19 protein-coding genes are annotated in these 21,332 nt (G+C 55.7%); 7 read left to right on the plus strand and 12 right to left on the minus strand.

Features of this window, described 5'->3' with window-relative positions; translation table 11 throughout:
- Positions 1-154 precede the first annotated feature (154 nt).
- Both TMES_RS00080 and cobA read right to left on the minus strand, forming a co-directional pair.
- A complete protein-coding gene (locus tag TMES_RS00080; protein ID WP_085578276.1) occupies positions 155-985 on the minus strand; it encodes a sulfite exporter TauE/SafE family protein in 831 nt (276 codons plus the stop codon).
- Between the two features lie 116 nt (positions 986-1,101).
- Positions 1,102-2,028 carry a uroporphyrinogen-III C-methyltransferase gene (cobA, locus tag TMES_RS00085; protein ID WP_085578278.1) on the minus strand — a complete coding sequence of 309 codons (927 nt, stop codon included), beginning with the start codon at positions 2,026-2,028 and terminating at the stop codon, positions 1,102-1,104.
- 280 nt (positions 2,029-2,308) lie between these two features.
- Here cobA and TMES_RS00090 point away from each other — a divergent pair, with 280 nt between their 5' ends.
- The 3 genes from TMES_RS00090 (at position 2,309) to TMES_RS00100 (ending at position 6,966) form a co-directional block, all read left to right on the plus strand.
- Entirely contained in the window at positions 2,309-3,415 is a 1,107-nt protein-coding gene (locus TMES_RS00090) for a cobalt-precorrin-5B (C(1))-methyltransferase (RefSeq protein WP_085578280.1), read from the plus strand.
- A 185-nt stretch (positions 3,416-3,600) separates the two neighbouring features.
- Positions 3,601-4,398 (plus strand): cobalt-precorrin-6A reductase, encoded by a 798-nt coding sequence (locus TMES_RS00095; RefSeq protein WP_085578282.1) that lies wholly within the window; start codon positions 3,601-3,603, stop codon positions 4,396-4,398.
- A gap of 417 nt (positions 4,399-4,815) precedes the next feature.
- Positions 4,816-6,966, plus strand: coding sequence for a methyl-accepting chemotaxis protein (locus TMES_RS00100; protein ID WP_158091161.1), 2,151 nt, complete (start codon positions 4,816-4,818; stop codon positions 6,964-6,966).
- 179 nt (positions 6,967-7,145) lie between these two features.
- Here TMES_RS00100 and TMES_RS00105 read toward each other — a convergent pair whose 3' ends face one another.
- From TMES_RS00105 to TMES_RS00115, 3 genes are read right to left on the minus strand one after another with little or no spacing between them, the layout of a single operon-like run.
- Positions 7,146-8,441 (minus strand): TRAP transporter large permease, encoded by a 1,296-nt coding sequence (locus TMES_RS00105; RefSeq protein WP_085578285.1) that lies wholly within the window; start codon positions 8,439-8,441, stop codon positions 7,146-7,148.
- The gene (locus TMES_RS00110; protein ID WP_158091162.1) at positions 8,438-8,911 is read right to left on the minus strand and encodes a TRAP transporter small permease; all 474 of its coding nucleotides are present in this window, start codon (positions 8,909-8,911) and stop codon (positions 8,438-8,440) included. Before TMES_RS00110 ends, TMES_RS00105 begins: the two co-directional genes overlap by 4 nt.
- Positions 8,912-8,967: 56 nt before the next feature.
- Positions 8,968-9,972 carry a sialic acid TRAP transporter substrate-binding protein SiaP gene (locus tag TMES_RS00115; protein ID WP_085578289.1) on the minus strand — a complete coding sequence of 335 codons (1,005 nt, stop codon included), beginning with the start codon at positions 9,970-9,972 and terminating at the stop codon, positions 8,968-8,970.
- A 192-nt stretch (positions 9,973-10,164) separates the two neighbouring features.
- Here TMES_RS00115 and TMES_RS00120 point away from each other — a divergent pair, with 192 nt between their 5' ends.
- Together TMES_RS00120 and TMES_RS00125 are read left to right on the plus strand one after the other, a co-directional pair.
- On the plus strand, positions 10,165-11,061 hold the full coding sequence (locus TMES_RS00120; protein WP_085578291.1) for a dihydrodipicolinate synthase family protein: 897 nt from the start codon (positions 10,165-10,167) through the stop codon (positions 11,059-11,061).
- Positions 11,062-11,065: 4 nt separating this feature from the next.
- Positions 11,066-11,743, plus strand: coding sequence for a GntR family transcriptional regulator (locus TMES_RS00125; protein WP_085578293.1), 678 nt, complete (start codon positions 11,066-11,068; stop codon positions 11,741-11,743).
- Between the two features lie 128 nt (positions 11,744-11,871).
- On the opposite strand, the gene TMES_RS00130 is transcribed toward TMES_RS00125, so the two are convergent.
- A complete protein-coding gene (locus tag TMES_RS00130) occupies positions 11,872-12,879 on the minus strand; it encodes a complex I NDUFA9 subunit family protein (protein WP_085578295.1) in 1,008 nt (335 codons plus the stop codon).
- A gap of 175 nt (positions 12,880-13,054) precedes the next feature.
- Positions 13,055-13,957, minus strand: coding sequence for an SDR family oxidoreductase (locus TMES_RS00135; RefSeq protein ID WP_085579698.1), 903 nt, complete (start codon positions 13,955-13,957; stop codon positions 13,055-13,057).
- A gap of 317 nt (positions 13,958-14,274) precedes the next feature.
- Between TMES_RS00135 and TMES_RS00140 the strand changes: the two genes are divergently transcribed.
- Both TMES_RS00140 and TMES_RS00145 read left to right on the plus strand, forming a co-directional pair.
- Complete coding sequence (locus TMES_RS00140) at positions 14,275-15,153, plus strand: tetratricopeptide repeat protein (RefSeq protein WP_085578297.1); 879 nt, start codon at positions 14,275-14,277, stop codon at positions 15,151-15,153.
- Positions 15,154-15,201: 48 nt separating this feature from the next.
- Complete coding sequence (locus TMES_RS00145; RefSeq protein WP_085578299.1) at positions 15,202-16,233, plus strand: substrate-binding domain-containing protein; 1,032 nt, start codon at positions 15,202-15,204, stop codon at positions 16,231-16,233.
- A 104-nt stretch (positions 16,234-16,337) separates the two neighbouring features.
- Here the strand turns inward: TMES_RS00145 and TMES_RS00150 are convergent, their stop codons facing one another.
- The 5 genes from TMES_RS00150 to TMES_RS00170 all read right to left on the minus strand — a co-directional run bounded on the left by TMES_RS00150 (position 16,338) and on the right by TMES_RS00170 (position 21,303).
- Complete coding sequence (locus TMES_RS00150) at positions 16,338-17,165, minus strand: class I SAM-dependent methyltransferase (RefSeq protein WP_245835133.1); 828 nt, start codon at positions 17,163-17,165, stop codon at positions 16,338-16,340.
- Positions 17,158-17,832, minus strand: coding sequence for a glutathione S-transferase family protein (locus tag TMES_RS00155; protein WP_085579700.1), 675 nt, complete (start codon positions 17,830-17,832; stop codon positions 17,158-17,160). The genes TMES_RS00150 and TMES_RS00155 overlap by 8 nt, the downstream gene beginning before the upstream one ends.
- Before the next feature lie 199 nt (positions 17,833-18,031).
- Positions 18,032-19,678 (minus strand): cobyric acid synthase, encoded by a 1,647-nt coding sequence (locus tag TMES_RS00160; protein WP_245835134.1) that lies wholly within the window; start codon positions 19,676-19,678, stop codon positions 18,032-18,034.
- 71 nt (positions 19,679-19,749) lie between these two features.
- The gene (gene cobO / locus TMES_RS00165) at positions 19,750-20,403 is read right to left on the minus strand and encodes a cob(I)yrinic acid a,c-diamide adenosyltransferase (RefSeq protein ID WP_085579704.1); all 654 of its coding nucleotides are present in this window, start codon (positions 20,401-20,403) and stop codon (positions 19,750-19,752) included.
- Positions 20,404-20,622: 219 nt separating this feature from the next.
- Positions 20,623-21,303 (minus strand): hypothetical protein, encoded by a 681-nt coding sequence (locus TMES_RS00170; RefSeq protein WP_085578302.1) that lies wholly within the window; start codon positions 21,301-21,303, stop codon positions 20,623-20,625.
- Positions 21,304-21,332 lie beyond the last annotated feature (29 nt).

The raw sequence follows: 21,332 nt of genomic DNA on the forward strand, positions 1-21,332 counted from the left end.
TTGCACCCTAAACCAACCGGCACTATAAAACGCTCACTAAGGGTTGCAAGCCTTCGCCCTGACCTGCACCATTTTGTGACAATTTACCCGCCCCAAACCACAACCGGGCAGGATCGATTTACAATCCCCGACATAACCTGTCCAAGACCCGGCTTCAGGCGATTTGATGATAGGCCAGCAAAGCCAGCACAACCGCATTGGCCACCATCAGCCCCCGTCCCACCGGGGCCATCACCCCGCGAAATTTACGGGTGGCATATTGGCCCACCCAGCCCGTGGCAAACAGCATTGGCACCGTTCCCAGCCCAAAAGTCGCCATCACCATCCCGCCCGAAAGCGCCGATCCGCCCGCAGCGGCCAACACCAGCGCCCCGTAAATCAGCCCGCACGGAATAAACCCCAGCAATATGCCCAGAATATAACCGCGCAATCCGAACGGAGCGTTAAAAAACGGGCTTAAATGCGCCGCAACATGGCGGTGCCACCATTGGCCCAAACCACCGCGTGCGCGCAATGACACGCTGCCGGAAGCCGCGCGTGATTTCCCCCCCGTCCCGGCGGGCAACACCGCGCCCAGATGGGGAACCAGCCCCGAAATGCCATAGACCAGAAAAAACAGCGCCGCGCACAACAACAATACCGGGCCGATCCACCACACCTTGGCCAGCGCGGTAATGCTATCGGCAAATGATCCGGCCAGAACGCCGAGAAAAATATAGGTCGTGAGCCGACCGAAATGATAGGGAAACAGGGCCGCACCGGTTAACCGGCGAAATTCGGACATTTTTTCAAGCGGCATTTTTTCCATGCGCGCCGTTACCTGGCTGACCACAAACGGCCCGCACATACCCACACAATGGGTGGCACTGCCAACCAGCCCAGCCAGAAGGGCAGTCACCATTACACCCCCGTCCTGGCGCACGGCGGTACTGCATTGCGCCCAGCCGCTTTCGATAATGCGGATAAGAATTTGCTGTTCGTCCATCGGCCTACCTGTTGCAACGGCCAGTTTCCGGCCCGGTCGCAATTGTGACGGCGGGCCGAACAAAGAACAACGATATAGATCAATCTCTGTCGCAGGTGACCGGGCGATTGGCGATATTAATGATCGTCCGATGCGGAAGCAGGATCAGAAGCCGGAGTCGGAGTGGAGGCCGGAGCCGGGTCTGTTTTGCCGTCATCGCCCGGCGTCGTGATCAGTTCAAGAATCTGGTCAAAGGCGACATGGCGCACCGCCGATACGTTATCTTGCGGCGACAGCCAGTTTAGCCGGTCGCGCAAATCCACCACTTTGCCAACAATGCAAATCGCGGGCGGTTCCATATTGGCATTTTCAACATCGCGGGCTGCCTCGGCCAATGTTGTTATCAACAATTTCTGATGCGGGGTTGTCGCCCGGCTGATCACGGCAACCGGTTCACTGGCCGCACGGCCATTACTGATCAGTTCGGTTGCAATGCGGTCCAGATGCTTCATCGCCATATACATCACCAGCACCTGCGACCCTTGCGCAAGGGCGGCCCAGTTGATGTTATCGGGCACATCGCCACTGGCCCCGTGGCCGGTTACAAACGTTACCGATGAATTGCAATCGCGGTGGGTGGCCGGAATACCGGCATAGGCCGCCCCGGCAATACCGGCGGTAATGCCGGGCACCACGCGAAAGGGCACGCCGTGGTCCACCAGCGTCAGCCCTTCTTCGCCCCCCCGGCCAAACACAAACGGGTCGCCGCCCTTAAGGCGCAATACCCGCAATCCCTGCCGGGCCAGATGGACCAGTTCCAGCGAAATATCGTTTTGCCGGGCCGAGGGCCGCCCCCCCCGTTTCCCGGCATAGATCCGTTTGGTCTCGGGGCGCAGCAAGTTTAAAATCCGGTCATCGACCAGCGCATCATAAACAACAACATCGGCCTGCTGCATGGCGTTCACCGCATGCAGGGTTAACAAACCGGGGTCGCCGGGGCCAGCGCCCACCAGCCACACCCAACCTGCTTCAAATACCGGAAAATCAATACCAAGTGCTGTCATAGACCAAAACTATCCGAATTAAGGAGACGTCGTGCGAAGAAATCGCCCGCATATCCCCGTTGCCGTGCGCGCCGTTGCGGACCATCTTACACAGCAATAGACATTGCAGGGCAACAGATAAATCCAATTATTAATGGTAATATCAAATATAGAACAATTATTTTATGTTATAAATTCAATCCAGTCCGCAATAGCCCGCTACCGGCAAAACCGCTAGCATGGCAAAAATTGCCGCTGCGATAACCCGTTAGACCACACAACAGGAACCACGCCCGCAATCATGACCCGCAAACCCGAAGGCCCGCTTCGCAAAGGATGGACAACCGGGGCCTGCGCCACCGCCGCCACCCGTGCGGCCTGGCAGGCCCTGCTGGCTGGCACGTTTCCCGACCCGGTATCGATTACATTACCGCGCGGGGAAACCCCCAGCTTTGATCTGGTTAAATCCGAAACCGGGCCGGGCTGGGCGCGCGCCAGCATCATCAAGGATGCGGGCGACGACCCCGATGTAACCCATCACGCCGAAATTATTGTGACCCTGCGCCGTGCCGGGCCCGGCCACGGAATTTCGTTTCACGCCGGGCCGGGGGTGGGCATGGTGACCAAGCCCGGCTTGCCAATTGGCGTTGGCGAACCTGCTATCAACCCCAAACCGCGCGAAATGATGATCGCCCAGATCACCGAACTCGCCGCGCAGTTTGGCGTCGCCACTGATGTCGAAATTGAAATATCGATCCCCGGTGGCGCTGAAATTGCGCAAAAAACCTGGAATCCGCGTTTGGGCATTATCGGTGGCCTGTCGGTATTGGGCACAACTGGCGTTGTCATCCCGTTTAGCTGTTCCTCATGGATCCATTCCATCCATCGCGGCATTGATGTGGCGCGCGCCACCGGGCGCACCCACGTTGCCGGGGCCACGGGCAAAACATCGGAAAGTGCCATACAGGCCCTGTATGGCCTGCCCGACGACGCCCTGCTTGATATGGGCGATTTTGCCGGGGGCATGTTGAAATATCTGCGCAAAAACCCGGTCGCCCAGGTCACAATTGCGGGCGGGTTTGGCAAGCTGGTCAAACTGGCACAGGGCCATATGGACCTGCACAGCAGCCGGTCACAGGTCGATATGGACCGGCTGGCCGAAACCGCCCGCCATATCGGCGCCAGCAAAACCCTGTGTACCGCCATAAAAACCGCCAATACCGCCCGTCATGTGTTGGAACTTTGTGCCCGCGAAAACGTTACCATAGCCAGCATTATCGCCAGACAGGCGCGTGAAGCCGCCATGGCCACCATCGATGGTGCCTGCGCCATCGAAGTGGTTATATTTGACCGTCAGGGCGCAATGATTGGCCGTGCCGGGGCGTTTGAGCAGCACGCACCGCAATAATAACGGGCCGTGCAAAGGCAGATAACGGTCAATGACAATTCGGGCTAGCCCGTGTCAACTCGCGCCAGCTCGTCGCCACGTCATTCGACGTGCCGTGTCTTGCATACCAAGCTGTTTACTGCCGGAAACATCTTTCCGGCATCTGTTTAATTTACGACGCCACAACATATGGAAACCGATTGCCGATGTCCGATCCTGACCTGAGACTGAAAAACCACCTTTCCCCGCTTAATGTTCTTGTTTTTGGTGGCACCGGCGATGCCAATCGTATTGCCAGTGAACTTCTTGTCAGGTTTGGCTCTCATATCCGTTTGCAGTTGTCCCTTGCCGGGCGCACCAGTGCGCCCAACCTGCCCGATGGTGTGCCGGTGCGTATTGGCGGCTTTGGCGGGCCCGAAGGCATCGTCAAAAGCCTGACCAGCGACCGCATTGATCTGGTTGTTGATGCCACCCATCCCTATGCCACCCAGATTTCCAGGCATATTGCCCAGGCCTGCGCGCAATCATCCGTACCCTGCATTCAGTATCGCCGCCCGCCATGGGTGGCCCAAACCGGCGATAACTGGGTCTCGGTTGCCGATATTCCAGCCGCGGCAAAGGCCCTGCCCACCTTGGGCCACCGTGCGCTGATTGCGATTGGTCGGCGCAAATTGCACTATTTCAACGAACTGCATGATTGCTGGTTACTGGTCCGCACCATCGAGGCCCCCAACCAGCCGTTCGACCTTGCCAATGGTGAATGGCTGTCGGCCCGTGGCCCGTTTTCAACGGACCGCGAACAGGAATTGCTCGAACGTTATGAAATTGATGTGGTGGTCACCAAAAACAGTGGCGGCAGTGCCAGCGAAGGCAAACTGATTGCCGCACGCACCCTGGGCATTCCCGTGATCATGATTGACCGGCCTGCCCTGCAAGAAGTTGATTACGCCGGAACAATCGAAGATGTGGTTCTCAAGGTGGCGCAACACCACACCACCCAGTAATAGCCGGTAATGGCACCAACAGCCTTGGTCCATCGCCGCACGGTTAAAACAGGTGCGAATCGCTTATCAAGCACGGATTCGCACCTGTTTTGCCATATAAACGGCTGCAATATGACAGTTTGCAGAACAAAGTCCCCGATATCTGCGATTTTCCCTTACCCAAGCATACTCTAGGTTGCCAAGCAGAAAAACCGCACTTCCTTTGCGCGAATGTTTGGGGAAACTCCTTGCCAGCCGCCCGGCAAGGCTGAATATTTCTGCCGCTGAAGAATACCAGCATGCATCCGGATTGTGGGGGATTGACGGGTTTGGCCCGTCTGAGAAGCAATCCGGTTTTGCCCGGGGGAAATATGACATGTCGACAGAATGGCCAAAGTCGCCGCGCGACGACACCAACCAGCAAACGGGGAAGTTGGAATGATTGGTCGTTTGGGCCTGCGCGGGCGCTTGATGCTTGCGATCGTGCCGATTGCATTACTGGCTGCCAGCACGGCAGCCATCGGAATTTTTTCATTTGAAACCACCCGGCAACAGCAAAAATCCGTCACCGAAGAAGCCATTCCGGCTTTGATTACGGGTCAACAGCTTTATGCCAAAACCGACTCGCTTACCGGCATTGGCCGGATGGTGGCCGCCGCTGAAACCGAAACAGACGTCAATGATGCCGCCGCCAGTCTGGAAGCCATCGAAAACGCCATCAGCGACGATATTTCCCGCCTGGCGCAGCTTGGTGTCGATGCGCAAATCCTGAACAATTTCTCCAGCATGACCGGGCAATTGGGGAACAATATCCGTCTGCTTAGCGATACACGCATGTCGCTGTTTAAAACCGGCCAAACCCTGACGGATCTGGTGGCACAAAACGCCAAGGCCGCTGCGGCGATCGAACTGATCGCCAGTGATCTGGGCACCAATGCCTCGATGAATTTGACCGACAATGCCAGCTCGCTTTATGCGCTGATTGGCAATCCCGAACAAACCAAAGCCGCCTTTGATGCGCTTAATACCCTGCTTGATGTCAATGCTGTCAATGTCCAGAACATGGGCGATTTGCGCGCCAATGCTTTTCAAATTCCAGCGACTGGGGATCAGGTTCTGGCAGCCCATAATCAGGAAGCCCTGGACCGGGTTAAATTTCGCGCCGACCCGCTGCTGACCCAGTTGCAAAAAGGGGTGGAACGGATTGCCGATGAAACGGAAAAAGCCAGTGCGCTGAAACAATATGACATTATCCACACAAATCTAAACCCCAACACCGACCAGAACCTGTTTGGTTTGCAAAAAAAACGCTTGGAAACAATGGCCTCGGTCGAGGCTGTTTTGGCTGAAAACACCAGCATATCGACGAGCATCGCCCAGACAGCCCAACAGGTTCTCGAGCAGATGCAAACCAAAATCGACAGCGCCAATCAGGCGGTCGGCACCACCATCGACACCTCGAAAACCATCATGATTGCCGTGATCATCGCGGTCATCGTTATTTCCGGGCTGATTTTGTGGCTCTATGTGCAGCGCAACCTGTTACGGCGTCTAATTGGCCTTAACCGCGCCATGGCGCGCCTGGCCGGGGGCGACCTTGACAACCCGGTCAACGATAAAGGCCGCGATGAAATTGCCGATATGGCCGTGGCCGTTGAAACCTTTCGTGAAAACGGGCTGGAAGCACGCCGCCTGCGCGCTGAAAACAAGGCCACCGAGGAACGCGCCGAACATTTGCGCCGCCAAACCCTGCGCGAAATGGCCGACGGGTTTGAAACCACGGTGAACGCGCTGGTGACCGAACTGGTCAATGCCGCAGGCGACATGGGTGAAACCATGGGCAAAATGGTCGACAATGCCGGCAATAACGTGACCCGCGCGGTGGAAGTAACCAACGCATCGCAGGATGCCTCGCGTAATGTCAGTTCAGTGTCATCGGCGACCGAGGAACTTTCGGCATCGGTACGCGAAATTGAACGCCAGATCAGCAAGGCCGAGGAAATTTCACATGCGGCGGTTGATCAGGCCAAAAAATCCGACGAAACCGTGCGCCAGATGTCGGAAACCGCATCGCGCATTGGCGAGGTGATCAACCTGATCACCAACATCGCCGATCAGACCAACCTTTTGGCCCTGAATGCCACCATCGAAGCCGCGCGGGCGGGTGATGCCGGCAAAGGCTTTGCCGTGGTGGCAGGCGAGGTTAAAAACCTTGCCACCCAAACCCAGCGCGCCACCGATGACATTGGCAAACAGATCGACGAAATGCGGATGGTAAGCGATGACGCGGTTAAAATGATATCGGCCATCGCCCATACCATTGGCGAAATGGACGTTATTTCCGCCTCTATCGGCGCTGCCATGCGCCAGCAAGGGGCCGCCACCGGCGAAATCGCCAATGGCTCGGAAGAAGCCGCAAATGGCGTGCGCCATGTGTCGGACAATATGGAAAGCGTTTCGCAAACTGCCAGTATGGTGCAAAACCTTGCCAGCCATGCCCGCGAAGTTGCCGGTGAGTTGTTACGTAAAACCCAGAACCTGCAACTTGAGGCCAATAATTTTGTCAGTCGGGTCCGCGCCGACGGATAACACGGAAAAAAGCCGGGCTGGTTAAGCATTCAATGCCAATGTCTGGTTTGCCCCAGCACGGTCCGGCTTTGCCCTTTGGGGTATCTCCAAAGGGCACCTGCAAAACACCCCCGCAAGACGTTTCTCTTGCGGGGGTGTTGTTTGTTCAGGTTACGGTTCCAGCGGGCTTAACCACAACTTTATCCGGCATAACCAAACATGCGCGGCAACCACAACACAATCGACGGGATCAGCGTCATCATCAAAAGGGCCAACAGCAATACAAAGATAAACGGCCAGATTTCGCGGATAATATCGCGCAGCGGAATGCCGGTTACACCATTAAGCACAAACAGCACCACGCCATAAGGCGGTGTCACCAAGCCGATCATGATATTCACCGTGATCACCACACCAAAATGCACCAGATCGATGCCCAGCATCTTGGCGGCGGGTAAAAACAGCGGCACCACAATAAGCAGCAAGGTCGTGGCGTCAAACAAACAGCCCAACAGCAAAACCAGCACATTGACGCCCAGCAAAAACACCACCGGCGACATTTCCAGACCGGCCAGCTGACCCGCCACCATTGCCGGAACATTTTCGCTGGCGACCAGATAATTTAACACCAGGGCTGATGCAATAATCAACCCCACCACCGATGTCGAACGCGCCGCATCAAGCACCAGCTTGTAAAAATCTTTCCAGCTAAGCGAGCGATAGAAAACCACCGACAGGATCAGGGCGTAAACAGCGGCAACGGCGGCGGCCTCGGTCGGGGTGGTCACACCGCCATAAATGCCATAGAGCAAAATCACCGGTAACATCAGGGCCGGGAACGCCCGCATGGTTAATTTCGGAATGTCGCGCAAAGGCACCGCTTCATCGCGGGCGAAGTTACGCCGACGTGCGGTAATGGCGTTTAAAATCATTAAAACCAGCGCCAGCAACAAGCCCGGCACAATCCCGCCCAAAAACAAATACCCGATCGAGGTATCGGAAATCAGGGCATAAAGGATCATGGGAATGGAGGGCGGAATAATCGGCCCGATCACGCTTGATGCTGCGGTCAACGCCGCGGCATAGCCGGGCGGATAACGGTTATCACGGCACATAAGGTCGATAATCACGCGGCCAATACCCGCCGCATCGGCAATGGCCGAGCCCGACATGCCCGAGAAAATCAGGCTGGCCAGAACGTTCACATGGGCCAAACCGCCACGCAACCGGCCAACAATGGCGACGCAAAAATTCAGCAACCGGTCGCTAATGGTGCCCGCATTCATAAAGTTTGCTGCCAGAATAAACAACGGCACAGCCAGCAAAACATAGCTGTTAAACAGGCCATTAAGCGACTGTTCGGCCACCAGCCCCACATCCTGCCCGGTCATAAACAGATAGGCGATGGAGGATGCAAAAGCCGCGAGTGAAATTGGCATGCCAATCGCGCCCAGCAGCAAAAACCCGCCAAGGCTAAACATAAAAGCCATGCTCATGGCAGATCCCTTTGTTCTTCTTCGTCCCCGGCAATGGCGGCAACTTCATCGCCCCAGCGTCGGGTAAACAGCCGATACAGCGACACACCAGAACGAATCACCACCGCAATAACAAAAACCGGGAAAATCGCATAAATGTAATTGAGCGGAATGCGCGTGACCGGCGCCTTTTCAATGCGCATGAACTGCACATAATCGATAATCACCGGCAGGCCTGCGGCCATAGCCGCGCCAATACAGAAAATGCCCAAAATCGCCATCACGCGTTTTTGGCGCGGATTAGCCATTAAAAACAGCATGTTGAACGAAACATGTTCGCTATCGCGCAGCAAAAAGGCCGCCGTCCAGAACACCAGCCAGATATATAAAATAACGCAAACCTCAACCGTCCAGCCCAGCGGGGCATTGAGGACATAGCGGTAAAAGATCTGCAAAAGAAAGGTTGCGAACATCACGATGAACAATGTCACCGCGACGCCCTCGCAACCTTTTTTCATTATGGATCGACAGGATCGCACAACTACGCTCACTTAATTGCGTTAACGCGTTCGACAATGCCTTCCGGCCAGTCTTTGGCGAAATCGGATTCCAGATAGTCCTGCTGCACTTTCTTGCGGAAAGCAGCAACATCGGGTTCATAAACCTTCAGGCCCTGTTCCTTGAAGAAATCAAGCAGCTTGGCTTCATCGGCAATGCGGTGTTCATTGTTGTATTTGGTCGCCACTTCGGCGGCTTCATGCACCAGTTTCTGCTGATCTTCGCTTAGCTCGTCATAGGTGCTTTTGGCCATCGACAGGAAAATCGCATCGACCAGATGATGGGTCAGTACGATCTGGTTGGTGACTTCGTAAAACTTGGCCGCTTTAACGGTCGGCAACGGATTGTCCTGCGCATCGATGGTGCCGGTCTGAAGGCCGGTATAAACTTCACCAAAGGCCAGCGGAGTGGCATTCGCACCCAGGGCATTGCCAAGGAACAACCACGCATCCGAGCCCGGCATACGCAGCTTTACGCCCGCAAGATCCGCCGGGGTTTCAATTTTCTTGTCGCCGCGAATATCAAGTTCGCGCGTGCCCAAATAGCCCACATCAAGAATCTCGATATTCATGTCATCGGCAACCATCTGGTAAAATTCCTTACCGATGTCGCTGTGAAAGACTTTGCGCTGATGGTCCGGGTCACGGATCAGATAACCGGCGGTAAAAACCGACCATGCCGGGACTTGCTTGGCAATATCCTGGGCGGAGATCATTGCCATATCAAGGTTGCCGCGCTGCATGGCGGCGGGTTCGGTGCCTTGTTTGAACAGGCTGGCATTAAGGTGAATTTCAACATCGAACTGGCCCGGTGCCTTTTTTTCAAGTTCGTCCTTGAAAACGGTCAGCATTTTCGCGTGCCAGTCACTTTCGACCGCCGGGGTCGAAATGCGCAATTTAACCGGATCGGCCATGGCCGTGGTCGCAACACCGGACAATGCCAGCAATGCCGCCGCCGCAATCCCGGCGGTGTATTTGGGTAGATGTTTGAACATTTAAGGTCCTCCCGTGGACTAATTACCTGATCTTTCTGATTTATTATTCTTTTTGGCTGGCTCCCGGCGGAAAATCAACCGGGTTTATAGCGCCAACAAACATATTGTATAACTAACATGTTAGTGCTACACAACAGTTAATCCGTCAACAACAAACACTATTTTAGGCCTATCGCCTGACAGGAACGCTCCATGACTTTTGATCCCGCCCGCCCCTTTGGCATTTCTGCCGCGCTAACCACCCCGTTCACCGCTGCTGGTAATGTTGATAACGACCTTTTGGTGCGCCATGTTCAGCATGTGCTGGAACAGGGCTGCACATCGGTAACCCTTGGCGGCACCACCGGCGAAGGCCCGTCTTTGTCGCAGGCTGAAAAAGTAAGCGCGCATAATGCCATGACAGCGGCCGGTGTTCCGGCTGATAAAATCGTTTTTGCCATTATCGAATCGTCCCTGCCCAATGCGGTCGCCTGTGCCCGCGAAGCGGCCGACCTGGGCAGCAGCCATATTTTGCTGGCCCCACCTTTCTATTTCAAAGGTGTCGCCGATGACGGCCAACTGGCATGGTTCAGAACCTTGCTTAATGAAATTGCCACCAGCGGGCTGAAGGTAATTTTGTACCATATCCCGCAGGTTACAGCCGCCCCGGTCACGCCGGACATGGTTGCAGAACTGAAAAAAGACTTCCCGACCCTGATTACCGGTGTGAAAGATTCGGCAGGCAACTGGGAAAACACCGAAGAACTTCTTAAACGTTTTGCCGACCTTGATATTCTTATTGGCGATGAACGCCTGCTGGCAAAGGGCGTTGCCCTGGGTGCTGCTGGCGCCATCAGCGGTGTTGCCAATTTCCGCCCTGACCTTTTAACCGCCATTCTGGCTGGTAAACCCACCGATGCCCGCCTGCCCGAACTGGTCGAGGCCCTGCTGCAATATCCGGTAACACCGGCGGTCAAGGCCCTGGTCGGGCATCTTGGGAACGATCAATCGTGGCTGGCGGCCCGCGCCCCCCTTGCCCGTCTGGCCCCGGCACAGTATCAAGCCCTTGCACAACGCTATGACGAACTGTTCGCATCGCCAACGAGGTAAGACCATGACAGAAGCCGCCCGGCCCAGAGGAGAACGCAGCCTTCGCAGCCGCGCCTATGACAGCTTTACCGAGCGGCTTCTGGCCCGCGACATATTACCCGGGCAATTTCTGTCTCAACGTGAACTGGTCGAAATTACCGGCATGCCGCTGGGTGCGATTCGCGAACTGGTCCCCCGTCTGGAAGCAGACGGGCTGATCACCACCGTTCCCCAGCGCGGCATGCAGGTAGCCCATATCGACCTTGATCTGGTGCGCAATGCGTTTCAGCTGCGCATGTTTCTGGAACTTGAGGCCGCCGCCCTTTTCACCATCAATGCCACCGATGACATGATCGGCAACATTCGCGCCGCCCACGAAAAAGTCCTGAATGATGCCGAAAAAGGCATCACCCCGGAATTGCTGGAACGCGCACAGGCCGTCGATTGGTCATTACATGACTGCATTATCGACTCGCTTAATAACGCGATCATTTCCAATGTTTACCGGGTCAATTCGGTTAAAATCCGCCTGATCCGCCAGGAACGGTTTCGCCTGAACGAAACATTGCTAACCACCGTGATGAACGACCATCTCGAAATCATCGCAGGTTTTGAATCGCGCGACCCGGACCGCGCGGTAAATGCGCTGCGCAGTCATCTCGACAATGCCCGGGGCCGCGCGCTGGGTTTGGGTGAAATGTAAACGGCATTCCGCCACCCGGATTTCCTTACGGCCTGCCAAAATCAAAACACCCCGCCACATTTCTGTCGCGGGGTGTTTCATTTTGTATCACCGGTTCGGGGTGGCTATTGCACCCGAAATACCGAAGCCTAGCTGAGGCGGCGGAACTCGCCGCTTTTAAGGGGCGGGCGGAAACGTTTCAGATAGGTCGGAGCAATGGTTTCAATGCAATTGGGCACGATACCCAGATCGGCAAAGCCCTTGGCATCGTCGGAAACCACATTATCGGTTTTCAGCAAACGCACCTGATCGGTGGTCAAAGGCGGCTTGGGCAGGAATTGCAGGAAAAATGCCATGATCGATGCCAGCCAGAACGGCACCGGCAACAGGCACACGCGCTGACGGGTCAGCGCGCGAATGTCTTCAAGCACTTGCAGGAAGCTGTAGGTTTCCGGCCCGCCCAGCTCGAAGGTTTGACCGGCCAGATGTTTGTCTTCGACAGCCTTGAAAAAGGCATCGGCAACATCACCCACATAAGCAGGCTGAAATTTCGGGCCGCCTTCGCCAAAGAAATCAACCGATCCCTTGCCAAGGTCAACATGCGGCAAGGCTGGTGTGCCCACCACCGGAATAACCGGCAGAAAACGCGACATGCTGGCAAATTTGTTGAGGAAATTGTCTTCCGGGCCAAAAACAACCGACGGGCGGAAAATGACCGCCTCGGGGAAGGCCGCACGCACAGCTTTTTCGCCAGCCAGCTTTGATGTAGCATACAGCGAATGCGGGTTTTTGTTGGCCCCCAATGCCGACATATGAACAAAGGTCTTCACACCCGCGGCTTTGGACGCCTCGGCAATGTTTTTAGCCGCCAGAACATGCATGTTCATAAAGCTGCTGGCACCGCGTTCATAAAGAACACCCACCAGATTGATCACGCCATCGGCACCATCAACAGCACGACGGATCGCATCTGTATCCTTGATGTCGCAATGGACCGGAACCATCTGGCCCAGATACCCCATCGGTTTCAGTTTTTTGGTGCGCTCGAAATAACGGGTCGGGACACGTACATTGTACCCGGCTTCCAGCAAGCGCTTGACGATATAACGGCCAACAAAGCCGCTGCCGCCAAATACGGTGATGATACGACGATCCATTGTAAATTCTCTCCTCGTCGGCCTCTTGGGTCCGCGCTGATGGCGTGCCAGGGGATGGCTGCCCGATGGCTGCCCATTCAGGGGGGTGGTCACCGTCATGGATATGCGGCCCACTTTGATACATCTGTCAAAGGGTTATATACGACGCAATAGCCCCGTCAACAATGTGGTTTTGTCAATTTTCACCGGGATCGCCCGTGCTTTTGCGTAAAATATCGTCCAAAAGCGCCTGTAATCCGGCCTGATAGCTATTATAGCGTAAATTTACACCCAGTTCGCGCTTCATGCGCCCGTTTTCCACCCGCTTGTTATCTTCGTAAAAACTGGCCGCCATCGGGCTGAGCACTGCGGTTGCAAAATCTTCCTCGGCAGGCGGATCCATGCCCAAAAGACCGCAAGCATAGGCAATCACGTCCTGGGGCGGGGCGGCGTCATCATCGCACACATTATAGGCCGCCCCGGCATGGGGACGCGCAATAGATGCCAGAACGGTTTGGGCGATGTCGTCGACATGGATGCGCGAAAAAACCTGACCGGGTTTGACAATCCGCCGCGCCCGGCCAGACCGCACGGTTTCCAGCGCATTGCGGCCCGGCCCGTAAATGCCCGCCAGCCGAAACGATTGCACGCATAAATCATGGCGCGCCCCCAAATCAAACCACGCCTTTTCCGCGGCCACCCGGCGGCGGCCGCGCTTGCCACTGGGCAGCAATTCACCGTCTTCATCGACATTGCCACCATTGCGGTCACCATAAACCCCGGTGGTGGACAAATACCCGACCCAGGTTTGCGCTGGCAACGCCGCCAGATTGGCACGGTGCAGGTTCAAAACCGGGTCACCATTACCGCCCGGCGGGGCCGAAACCAGCACATGGGTCACACCACGCAAGGCATCGGCAATGTTGGCCACCGCCACCCCGTCGGCAAATTGAAAGGGCGTAATGCCTTCGGCGATCAGGGCATCGAATTTATCGGTGCTGCGCGTGGTTCCTGCGACTTCCCAGCCTTCGGCCCGTAATTTGCGCGCGATCAAACGCGCGCTAAAACCGGTACCAAAACAGAAAAGCTTGTTGCTCATGACAATACGGCCTTGTTGAATGCGGGCAGGATTTTTCACCTGATTTTGCCGCACATTAGGGTTTTTTGCCGACAATTAGAAGAATACTCTGAGCAAACCTGCCTCAAAAACGACGTTAGCCCCTTGGGTACAAGCGCTGCTTTAACGCCCGGACCGGCACACAAAACTGTTTTGAAAAAAGAATTACTGCCAAATTACCGGCTTTTTCGGGAACACTATCATCTTGTTGCCGTTTTCATCGCATGGGATGTCGGCAAATCGGCTATGGTCATGCACCACCGATGCCCCTGTTAGCCATGTCACACAATGAGGATTTCATGCCCGGACGCACCGTTTCGCCTTTTTCCGGCCTTCGCCGACTGTCCCTGTTTACAGCCGTTAGTGCCGGAATGATCGGGGCATTTACCGGAACCCTGATTGTGGCCCCGACATTGGCCATGGCACAAACACAAAACAGTAACGGTGGCGCACAAACCGAAGACGCCCGCCAATATACCGACTGCCTGAAACTGGCGCGCCTGAAACCACAAGACGGTTATGACAGTGCCAGCCAGTGGGCCGACCTTGGCGGTGGTGAACCGGCCAAACATTGCGCTGCTGTCGCGCTGATTGGCCTGGGCGACTATACCAAGGCCGCCACCCAGCTGGATAATCTGGCTGATAACAGCGCATCAAGCGCCGATATTGTCGCCGGTTTTCTGGGCCAGGCGGCACAGGCATGGACCATGGTTAACAACCTGCAATTTGCCTGGCGCGACCAGACGCGCGCGCTAAAGCTGATCGACAAGGACCCGTCCTTGTGGGTGGACCGCGCAGTAACCCTGGGCATGGCCGGGCAATATTGGGAAGCGATTGATGATTTGAACAAGGCGCTGGATCTGGACCCGAAAAATGTTGATGCGCTGGTTTATCGCGGCAGTGCGTGGCGTGCGCTTGAAACATACGACCTGGCGCGCGCCGATATTGACCGCGCCCTTGAATTGCAGCCCCACCATTTGCAGGCCCATCTTGAAAGCGGCAATCTTTACCGGATTGCGGACAACAAAAAAGCCGCCCGTCAGGATTGGCTGGCCGTAATTGAACAGGGCGACGGCACCCCGGCAGCCAAGGCTGCGCGCGACAATATCGAAAAGATGGATGTCGAGTCTGAAAACGGTAACGATAAGAAGATGGAAGAAAAAACAAAGAAGAACTAAGGTGCAGGCAAATCTGGTCTGATTGTTTTGTTTGCATCGGGGGATAAGATGCGCCGTTCCGTTTGTTTTGCCATTATCGCCCTGGCATGTGGTGTTGGTTTGTCGGCCCATGGGGCGCAGGCACGCGACCAGATACGCATTGTCGGGTCTTCAACGCTGTATCCCCTGACTGCCAAGGTCGCCGAACATTACGGCAAAACCACCGGCAAACCTTCCCCCGTTGTCGAAAGCACGGGGTCGGGTGGCGGGTTCAAGCTGTTTTGTGGCGGCATTGGCGATGAATTTCCCGATATTGTCGATGCATCGCGCCAGATTACCGGCAGCGAACGTGCGGTTTGTGCGGCCAATTCTGTGCGCGATATTTCCGAAATTCGCATTGGCTATGACGGCATTGTTCTGATCGGGTCCAAACAGGCCCCGGCAATGAAGCTCAGCCCGCGCCAGCTTTATCTGGCATTGGCGCGTACCGTGCCGGTGCAAGGGGCCAGCGTCCCCAACCCCTATCAGAAATGGTCCGATATTGACGCGTCCTTGCCCGACCTTGCCATTCGTGTTTATGGCCCGCCGCCCACATCGGGCACGCGCGATCTGTTGGGCCAGCTTTTGATGGACCGGGGCTGTAAAACGTTCCCCGATATCAGCGCCATGGAAAGCAGCGAACCCGACAGCTTCCGCCTGTTATGCCGCACCATGCGCGAAGATGGTGCCTATATCGAAGCGGGCGAAAATGACCGGCTTTTGATCAGCAAGCTGGAAAAAGACCCCACATCCTATGCTGTAATGGGGTTTAACAACCTGGAACGCAATATGGTGTCACTTCAGGGCATTCCCATTGCCGGTGTGATGCCCGATTACGATACCATTCTCGATGGCACCTATCCCGGATCGCGGCCTTTGTTCCTTTATATCAAGGATGACCACCGCCAACTGGTCCCCGATCTGGCCCCGTTTGTCGCCAGCTATGTTTCCGACGCGATTATTGGCGACGAAGGCTTGCTGGTCGATAACGGCCTTGTGCCGCTGCCCCAAGGCGAACGCGCCGACGCCCTGGCCGAAGCGCAAAAGTTTATCAAAAACTGATCAACGCCGGGCGGCGACCACCGCCGTGCGCATCACATCATCGCGCAAAAGAAATGGCCCGCCCGATCATCGGTAACGGGCCATTTTTATACCTGCAATCACGATCAGCGAGACGGACGTTGTGCCATCCACACCTGATTGGTGGCGTATTTTGGCGGTTCAAAGTTAAATCCTGAATATTGCGAAATCGAAACAAATTCGCAAAGTTCCAACATCAGGGCCATTTCAGCGCGATGCACCCAGCGCAGGTGGTGCCAGGTATCTTCGCGGTGTAAAACCTGCCCGCCAGGGGTGATTTCTTCAAACCGCCAATGTTCGGAAAACTGCTGGGTGAGGGGATTGTTGGTGCGTTCCATCGCGGTAATGCGCAATTTGTTAGCTGCAGACCCGACATTTTCAGGCATGGGAAATAACGGCAATGGGACAATTTCCGGGTCGCCCTCGGGCAGGCAATAGCGCAAATCGGGGTCGATCAAATCAAACACCAGCCACCCGCCGGGCATTAAATGCGCAAAGGCGCGCTCTAACGCGGCGCGCTGGCCCTGCGCGGTAACAATTTCCTGCAAACCGCGAAACGGGATGATGATCAGGGCAAACTGGCGGCCCAGATCAAAATTGCACATATCGGCATGGTGAAGGGTTAAGGCAGGGTGCTTGTCCCGGGCAATGGCGAGCATGGCCTCGGATAAATCCAGCCCTTCAACTTCAATGCCATTTTTGGCAATTTCGGCGCAGATACGGCCCGTGCCACAGCCCAGTTCAAGCACCGGCCCACCGGTTTTTAACGCCTGATCGCGGTAAAAGGGCAGGGGATCATCAAACAGTTTGCGGTCCAGTTCGGCGCGCAAATCATAACTGGCAACATTCAACCCGCCAGCGGGATAAAATCCGGGCTGTGGCGGCGGGTTGGAGGATTGGCTGCGATCATTCAAAATCCAGATCGGCATAATGCGATGACGGCGGAAACCCGACCTGACGATCAGCCAGAATTTCGCGCATCGACGGGCGGCTTTTAATCCGCATATACCATTCTTTGGCGCGTTCATGACGTGCCCATTTGATATCGCCCATATAGTCGATCACCGAAATTTGGGCAGCAGCGGCAATATCGGCCATGGTCAAATGGTCACCGGCCAGCCATTTACGGCGTTCAAACAACCAGCCCAGATAATCCAGATGATGCCCGACATTGACCCGACCGGCGCGCAAGCACCCGGTATCAGGGGTAGAGCCCTTGGCGAAATAACGTTTCAGGTATTTTTCGCCCAGCAAATTATCGGTGACTTCGGTGTTAAACTTGCCATCAAACCACGCCACAAGGCGGCGAATTTCGGCGCGTTCAACCGGGGTGCTGCCCATTAACGGCGCATCATTGTGAACTTCGTCGATATATTCGCAAATCACGGTCGAGTCTGCGATGATCGTTCCGTCTTCTTCTTGCAAAACCGGCACTTGCCCCGCCGGGTTCAGTCGCAAAAATTCTTCGCGCCTTTCCCATACCGGTTCAGCAACCAGTTCAAAATCCAGTTTTTTTTCCGCAAGAACCAACCGTACCTTGCGCGAAAACGGAGACAGCCAGAAGTGATATAATTGACGCATGGTCAGCAGCTTACCGATCAAGAATTAAGATATGACAAATTGACGGCTTTTGACCCGGTTTGGGACCGTTTTGCAATGGTTTTAAAAAACATGTGTCAGGGTGTGATGTAAAGCCATCCCTGCGCCTGACCGCCATGCCCGTTTAACATGCCCCCTATTATGAGGCCTAATCGTTAACAAAACGAATTAAATCATCGGATTACTTGCGGCTTTGTGCCAGTTCCCACAAAGCATCCAGATCAAGGCATTTTTCCAAATGATCGGCCAACCTGTCCAGGGTTGCGTCGATTTCGGCCTCAAACGCAATATTTTGCCCCCACACGTCCTGCCCGGCAACCGCAGCCAGATACGCCCGGCGAAAATCATCGCTGGCGAAAATACCGTGCAAATAACACCCCATCACCCGGCCCTGACCGCCCACGGCACCGTCAGCACCATCTGTGCCATCGTTACCCGCCGCAGCAACCCAGCCAAACTGGCGGTCCGGCCCAGTCGTATGGCCCATATGGATTTCATAACCGCTTAAAGCCGTTCCATCCGGCACCGGGCATCGGCCATTGCCCACTACTACCGCATGACCCTGACGCAGGGTTTTGCGCCCCGCCATCACGGTTTCAACATCCAGCAAGCCAAGGCCTGTCTCATCGCCCGGCGCACCTTCAACCCCGTCAGGGTCGCGGACCATATTGCCCAGCATCTGATAGCCGCCGCAAATGCCCATCACATGGCCGCCATTGCGCCAATGGGCCATAATATCAATGTCCCAGCCCTGCGCTTTTAAAAACCGCAAATCAGCCAAGGTTGATTTGCTGCCCGGCAGCACCACCAGATCGCAATCCACCGGCATCACTTCGCCCGGTTTTACCAAAACAAGGTCAATACCGGGTTCGGCCAGCAACGGGTCAAGGTCATCAAAATTGGCAATCTGGGGATAATGCGGAACCGCGACCCGCACAACGGGCATACTGCCCTTTTGTAACGCGCGGCTGTCGCAACCGGCATGCGCTGTCGCACCGGCATCGTTCTGTCGCACGCTGTTATTTTTACGGTTTTGTGCTGCCACCGCCGTGCGTACCGACCGGCGATACCGCTCCGCCTGACCCAGCGCCACACCGTCTTCAGGCGGCAATTTTGCGGCCCCCGGCCAAAACGTTGCGATACCAAAACTTTTAAGGCCGGTGCGTTCGGAAATGATATCAAGGGCGGGTTCAAACAGCGACACATCACCGCGAAACTTGTTGATGATATAGCCCCGCAGCCACTGCCGGTCGCTGTCAGATAATAAAACATGCGTCCCGACGATCGAGGCAATCACCCCGCCCCGATCAATATCGCCAACCAGCACCACCGGCATTTTTGTCGCCTCGGCAAAACCCATATTGGCAATGTCGGCGGCACGCAAATTAACCTCTGCGGGTGACCCGGCCCCTTCGACAATGACCAGATCAGCATCGCGGGCAACAATATCAAAGCTGTCGATCACACGGGGCAAAAGATCGCGCTTCAAACGGTAATAATCGCGTGCCAGCGCATTGGTTAATACCTGGCCTTGCACCACCACCTGTGCGCCAATGTCGCTTTGCGGTTTCAGCAAAACCGGGTTCATATGCACGCTGGTTTCCACCCCGCACGCCCGCGCCTGCAAGGCCTGTGCCCGGCCAATTTCGCCGCCATCGGCCGTAACGGCGGCGTTATTGGACATATTTTGTGGTTTAAACGGGCGCACCCGCAAACCCCGGCGGGCAAAGGCCCGGCACAGCCCCGCCACCAGCAAGGATTTCCCAACATCAGACCCCGTGCCCTGCAACATCAGGGCCGGGGTGGTTTTGACCGCTGGTAATTTCATTATAAAATCGAAACTTTCCTTACTTTCCTTACTGACCGGTCAAAACAGCCCGATGAATCTGATTAGCCCAATTAAAACTCGACGCCAATCTGGGCCTTGATCCCCTGTTCACGAAACGGATGTTTGATCATCGTCATTTCCGTAACCAGATCGGCCGCTTCAATCAGCTTGTCAGGCGCATTGCGCCCGGTAATCACCACATGCTGGTCTGGCAGTTTATCCACAAGGGCGGCCAAAACATCGTCTAGCGGTAAAAAATCATAGCGCAAAACAATGTTCAGCTCGTCAAGGATGACCATGGCATAAGACGGATCGCGCATCATTTCGCGGGCTTTTTCCCATGCCTGACGGGCCAGCGCAATATCCTGCGCGCGGTTTTGCGTTTCCCAGGTAAAACCGGCCCCCATGGCGTGGAATTCACACAGCTCGGGGAACTGAGCCAGCAATTTGGCCTCGCCGGTTTCCCAGCCCCCCTTGATAAACTGCACCACGCCAACTTTCATACCATGCCCGACACAGCGCATCGCCATGCCAAAGGCCGAGGATGATTTGCCTTTGCCCTTGCCGGTATGGACAATCACCAGACCTTTTTTATCAATTTTCTCGGCCATCATGCGGTCGCGCGCCGCCTTGATTTTTTTCATTTTGCCATCGTGTCGGGCATTCTGCTCGTCTGTCGCAGTGGATGCGTCTGAGGAGGCCGGGGTTTGCGTTTTATCCGTCATTGGTTTTTCATCCTTGCTGTATTCCGCGCGCGTCGTCGCCATTTTCAGGATGTCAAACTCGGCCAAAGCCCGGCGACAATCAAGGAGGATTGTCAATTTTCCCCACAAGGCACATGCCGCCACGCGACCATGGCACGCGCAAACGCAAAACGGCACGCCATGTCACCACAGCGTACCGTTTCACTATCAACGACGCAATCAGCCCCCGTTAACCTGTGCCTAGCGCGACGCCACACCCAGATCGGATGCAACCAGATCAGCCCATTTGGCCGGTTCGCGCATGTCGGTATTGGCCAGTTCGGGGCGGCGCATACGGGCCTTGTTAAACAGTTGCAGCCGGTCGCCGGGCGACATCTGGCGCAACCGCACCAAGGCCTTTGCCATAACGGCATTGGGGGCTGTTGCCGGTTTTTGAAAACTTTGTTCCACCAGTTCCAGCCGGCGTTCGGCCCAGTTACGGCTGGCCACAACATCGGCAATCAGGCTGCGTAAATCACGCACCACCGGGAATGTTTTTTGCCGAATATGGGCCAGCGATACCGTGGCTTGCCACACCGGTTTTTCCACACCTTGCAAATAACGCCAGTAAATGCGTTCGCGCGAGGTGATTTTCTGGTTGGCAGGAAGGGGAAAATGGCCGCCCAGTTCGCATAGACCATCATGGAACTGTTTTTGACTGACCGGGGCGTGGCATTGGTTAAAATGGTCCCGCAGGGCCAAAACCGCACCAATGGCACCGCGCGCCGGGCGCATCGTGCCGATGCCGTGCAAATCATCGCGCAGCCATTGGGGCACGTCCTGCCCGGATAAAAGGAAATCGATAATTTCCGCATGCCCGCCATGGGCGGGGGGCGGTGTTTGCACATAATGGGGCAAACGAACCTGTTTTAAAGTCTCCATTGCGGCCTCCTGCCTTGGGCCTGGCGCAT

Source organism: Thalassospira mesophila (assembly GCF_002115755.1).
In the GTDB taxonomy this organism is placed as follows: domain Bacteria; phylum Pseudomonadota; class Alphaproteobacteria; order Rhodospirillales; family Thalassospiraceae; genus Thalassospira; species Thalassospira mesophila.

What these genes read in the sequence shown, in the direction of transcription:
- TMES_RS00125 (WP_085578293.1), top strand. Translation starts at nt 11,066, where the DNA reads ATGACAGAAGCCGCCCGGCCCAGAGGAGAACGCAGCCTTCGCAGCCGC.
- TMES_RS00105 (WP_085578285.1), bottom strand. Translation starts at nt 8,441, where the DNA reads ATGAGCATGGCTTTTATGTTTAGCCTTGGCGGGTTTTTGCTGCTGGGC.
- TMES_RS00100 (WP_158091161.1), top strand. Translation starts at nt 4,816, where the DNA reads ATGATTGGTCGTTTGGGCCTGCGCGGGCGCTTGATGCTTGCGATCGTG.
- cobA (WP_085578278.1), bottom strand. Translation starts at nt 2,028, where the DNA reads ATGACAGCACTTGGTATTGATTTTCCGGTATTTGAAGCAGGTTGGGTG.
- TMES_RS00115 (WP_085578289.1), bottom strand. Translation starts at nt 9,972, where the DNA reads ATGTTCAAACATCTACCCAAATACACCGCCGGGATTGCGGCGGCGGCA.
- cobO (WP_085579704.1), bottom strand. Translation starts at nt 20,403, where the DNA reads ATGACGGATAAAACGCAAACCCCGGCCTCCTCAGACGCATCCACTGCG.
- TMES_RS00155 (WP_085579700.1), bottom strand. Translation starts at nt 17,832, where the DNA reads ATGCGTCAATTATATCACTTCTGGCTGTCTCCGTTTTCGCGCAAGGTA.
- TMES_RS00145 (WP_085578299.1), top strand. Translation starts at nt 15,202, where the DNA reads ATGCGCCGTTCCGTTTGTTTTGCCATTATCGCCCTGGCATGTGGTGTT.
- TMES_RS00170 (WP_085578302.1), bottom strand. Translation starts at nt 21,303, where the DNA reads ATGGAGACTTTAAAACAGGTTCGTTTGCCCCATTATGTGCAAACACCG.
- TMES_RS00090 (WP_085578280.1), top strand. Translation starts at nt 2,309, where the DNA reads ATGACCCGCAAACCCGAAGGCCCGCTTCGCAAAGGATGGACAACCGGG.
- TMES_RS00160 (WP_245835134.1), bottom strand. Translation starts at nt 19,678, where the DNA reads ATGAAATTACCAGCGGTCAAAACCACCCCGGCCCTGATGTTGCAGGGC.
- TMES_RS00080 (WP_085578276.1), bottom strand. Translation starts at nt 985, where the DNA reads ATGGACGAACAGCAAATTCTTATCCGCATTATCGAAAGCGGCTGGGCG.
- TMES_RS00095 (WP_085578282.1), top strand. Translation starts at nt 3,601, where the DNA reads ATGTCCGATCCTGACCTGAGACTGAAAAACCACCTTTCCCCGCTTAAT.
- TMES_RS00140 (WP_085578297.1), top strand. Translation starts at nt 14,275, where the DNA reads ATGCCCGGACGCACCGTTTCGCCTTTTTCCGGCCTTCGCCGACTGTCC.
- TMES_RS00120 (WP_085578291.1), top strand. Translation starts at nt 10,165, where the DNA reads ATGACTTTTGATCCCGCCCGCCCCTTTGGCATTTCTGCCGCGCTAACC.
- TMES_RS00130 (WP_085578295.1), bottom strand. Translation starts at nt 12,879, where the DNA reads ATGGATCGTCGTATCATCACCGTATTTGGCGGCAGCGGCTTTGTTGGC.
- TMES_RS00135 (WP_085579698.1), bottom strand. Translation starts at nt 13,957, where the DNA reads ATGAGCAACAAGCTTTTCTGTTTTGGTACCGGTTTTAGCGCGCGTTTG.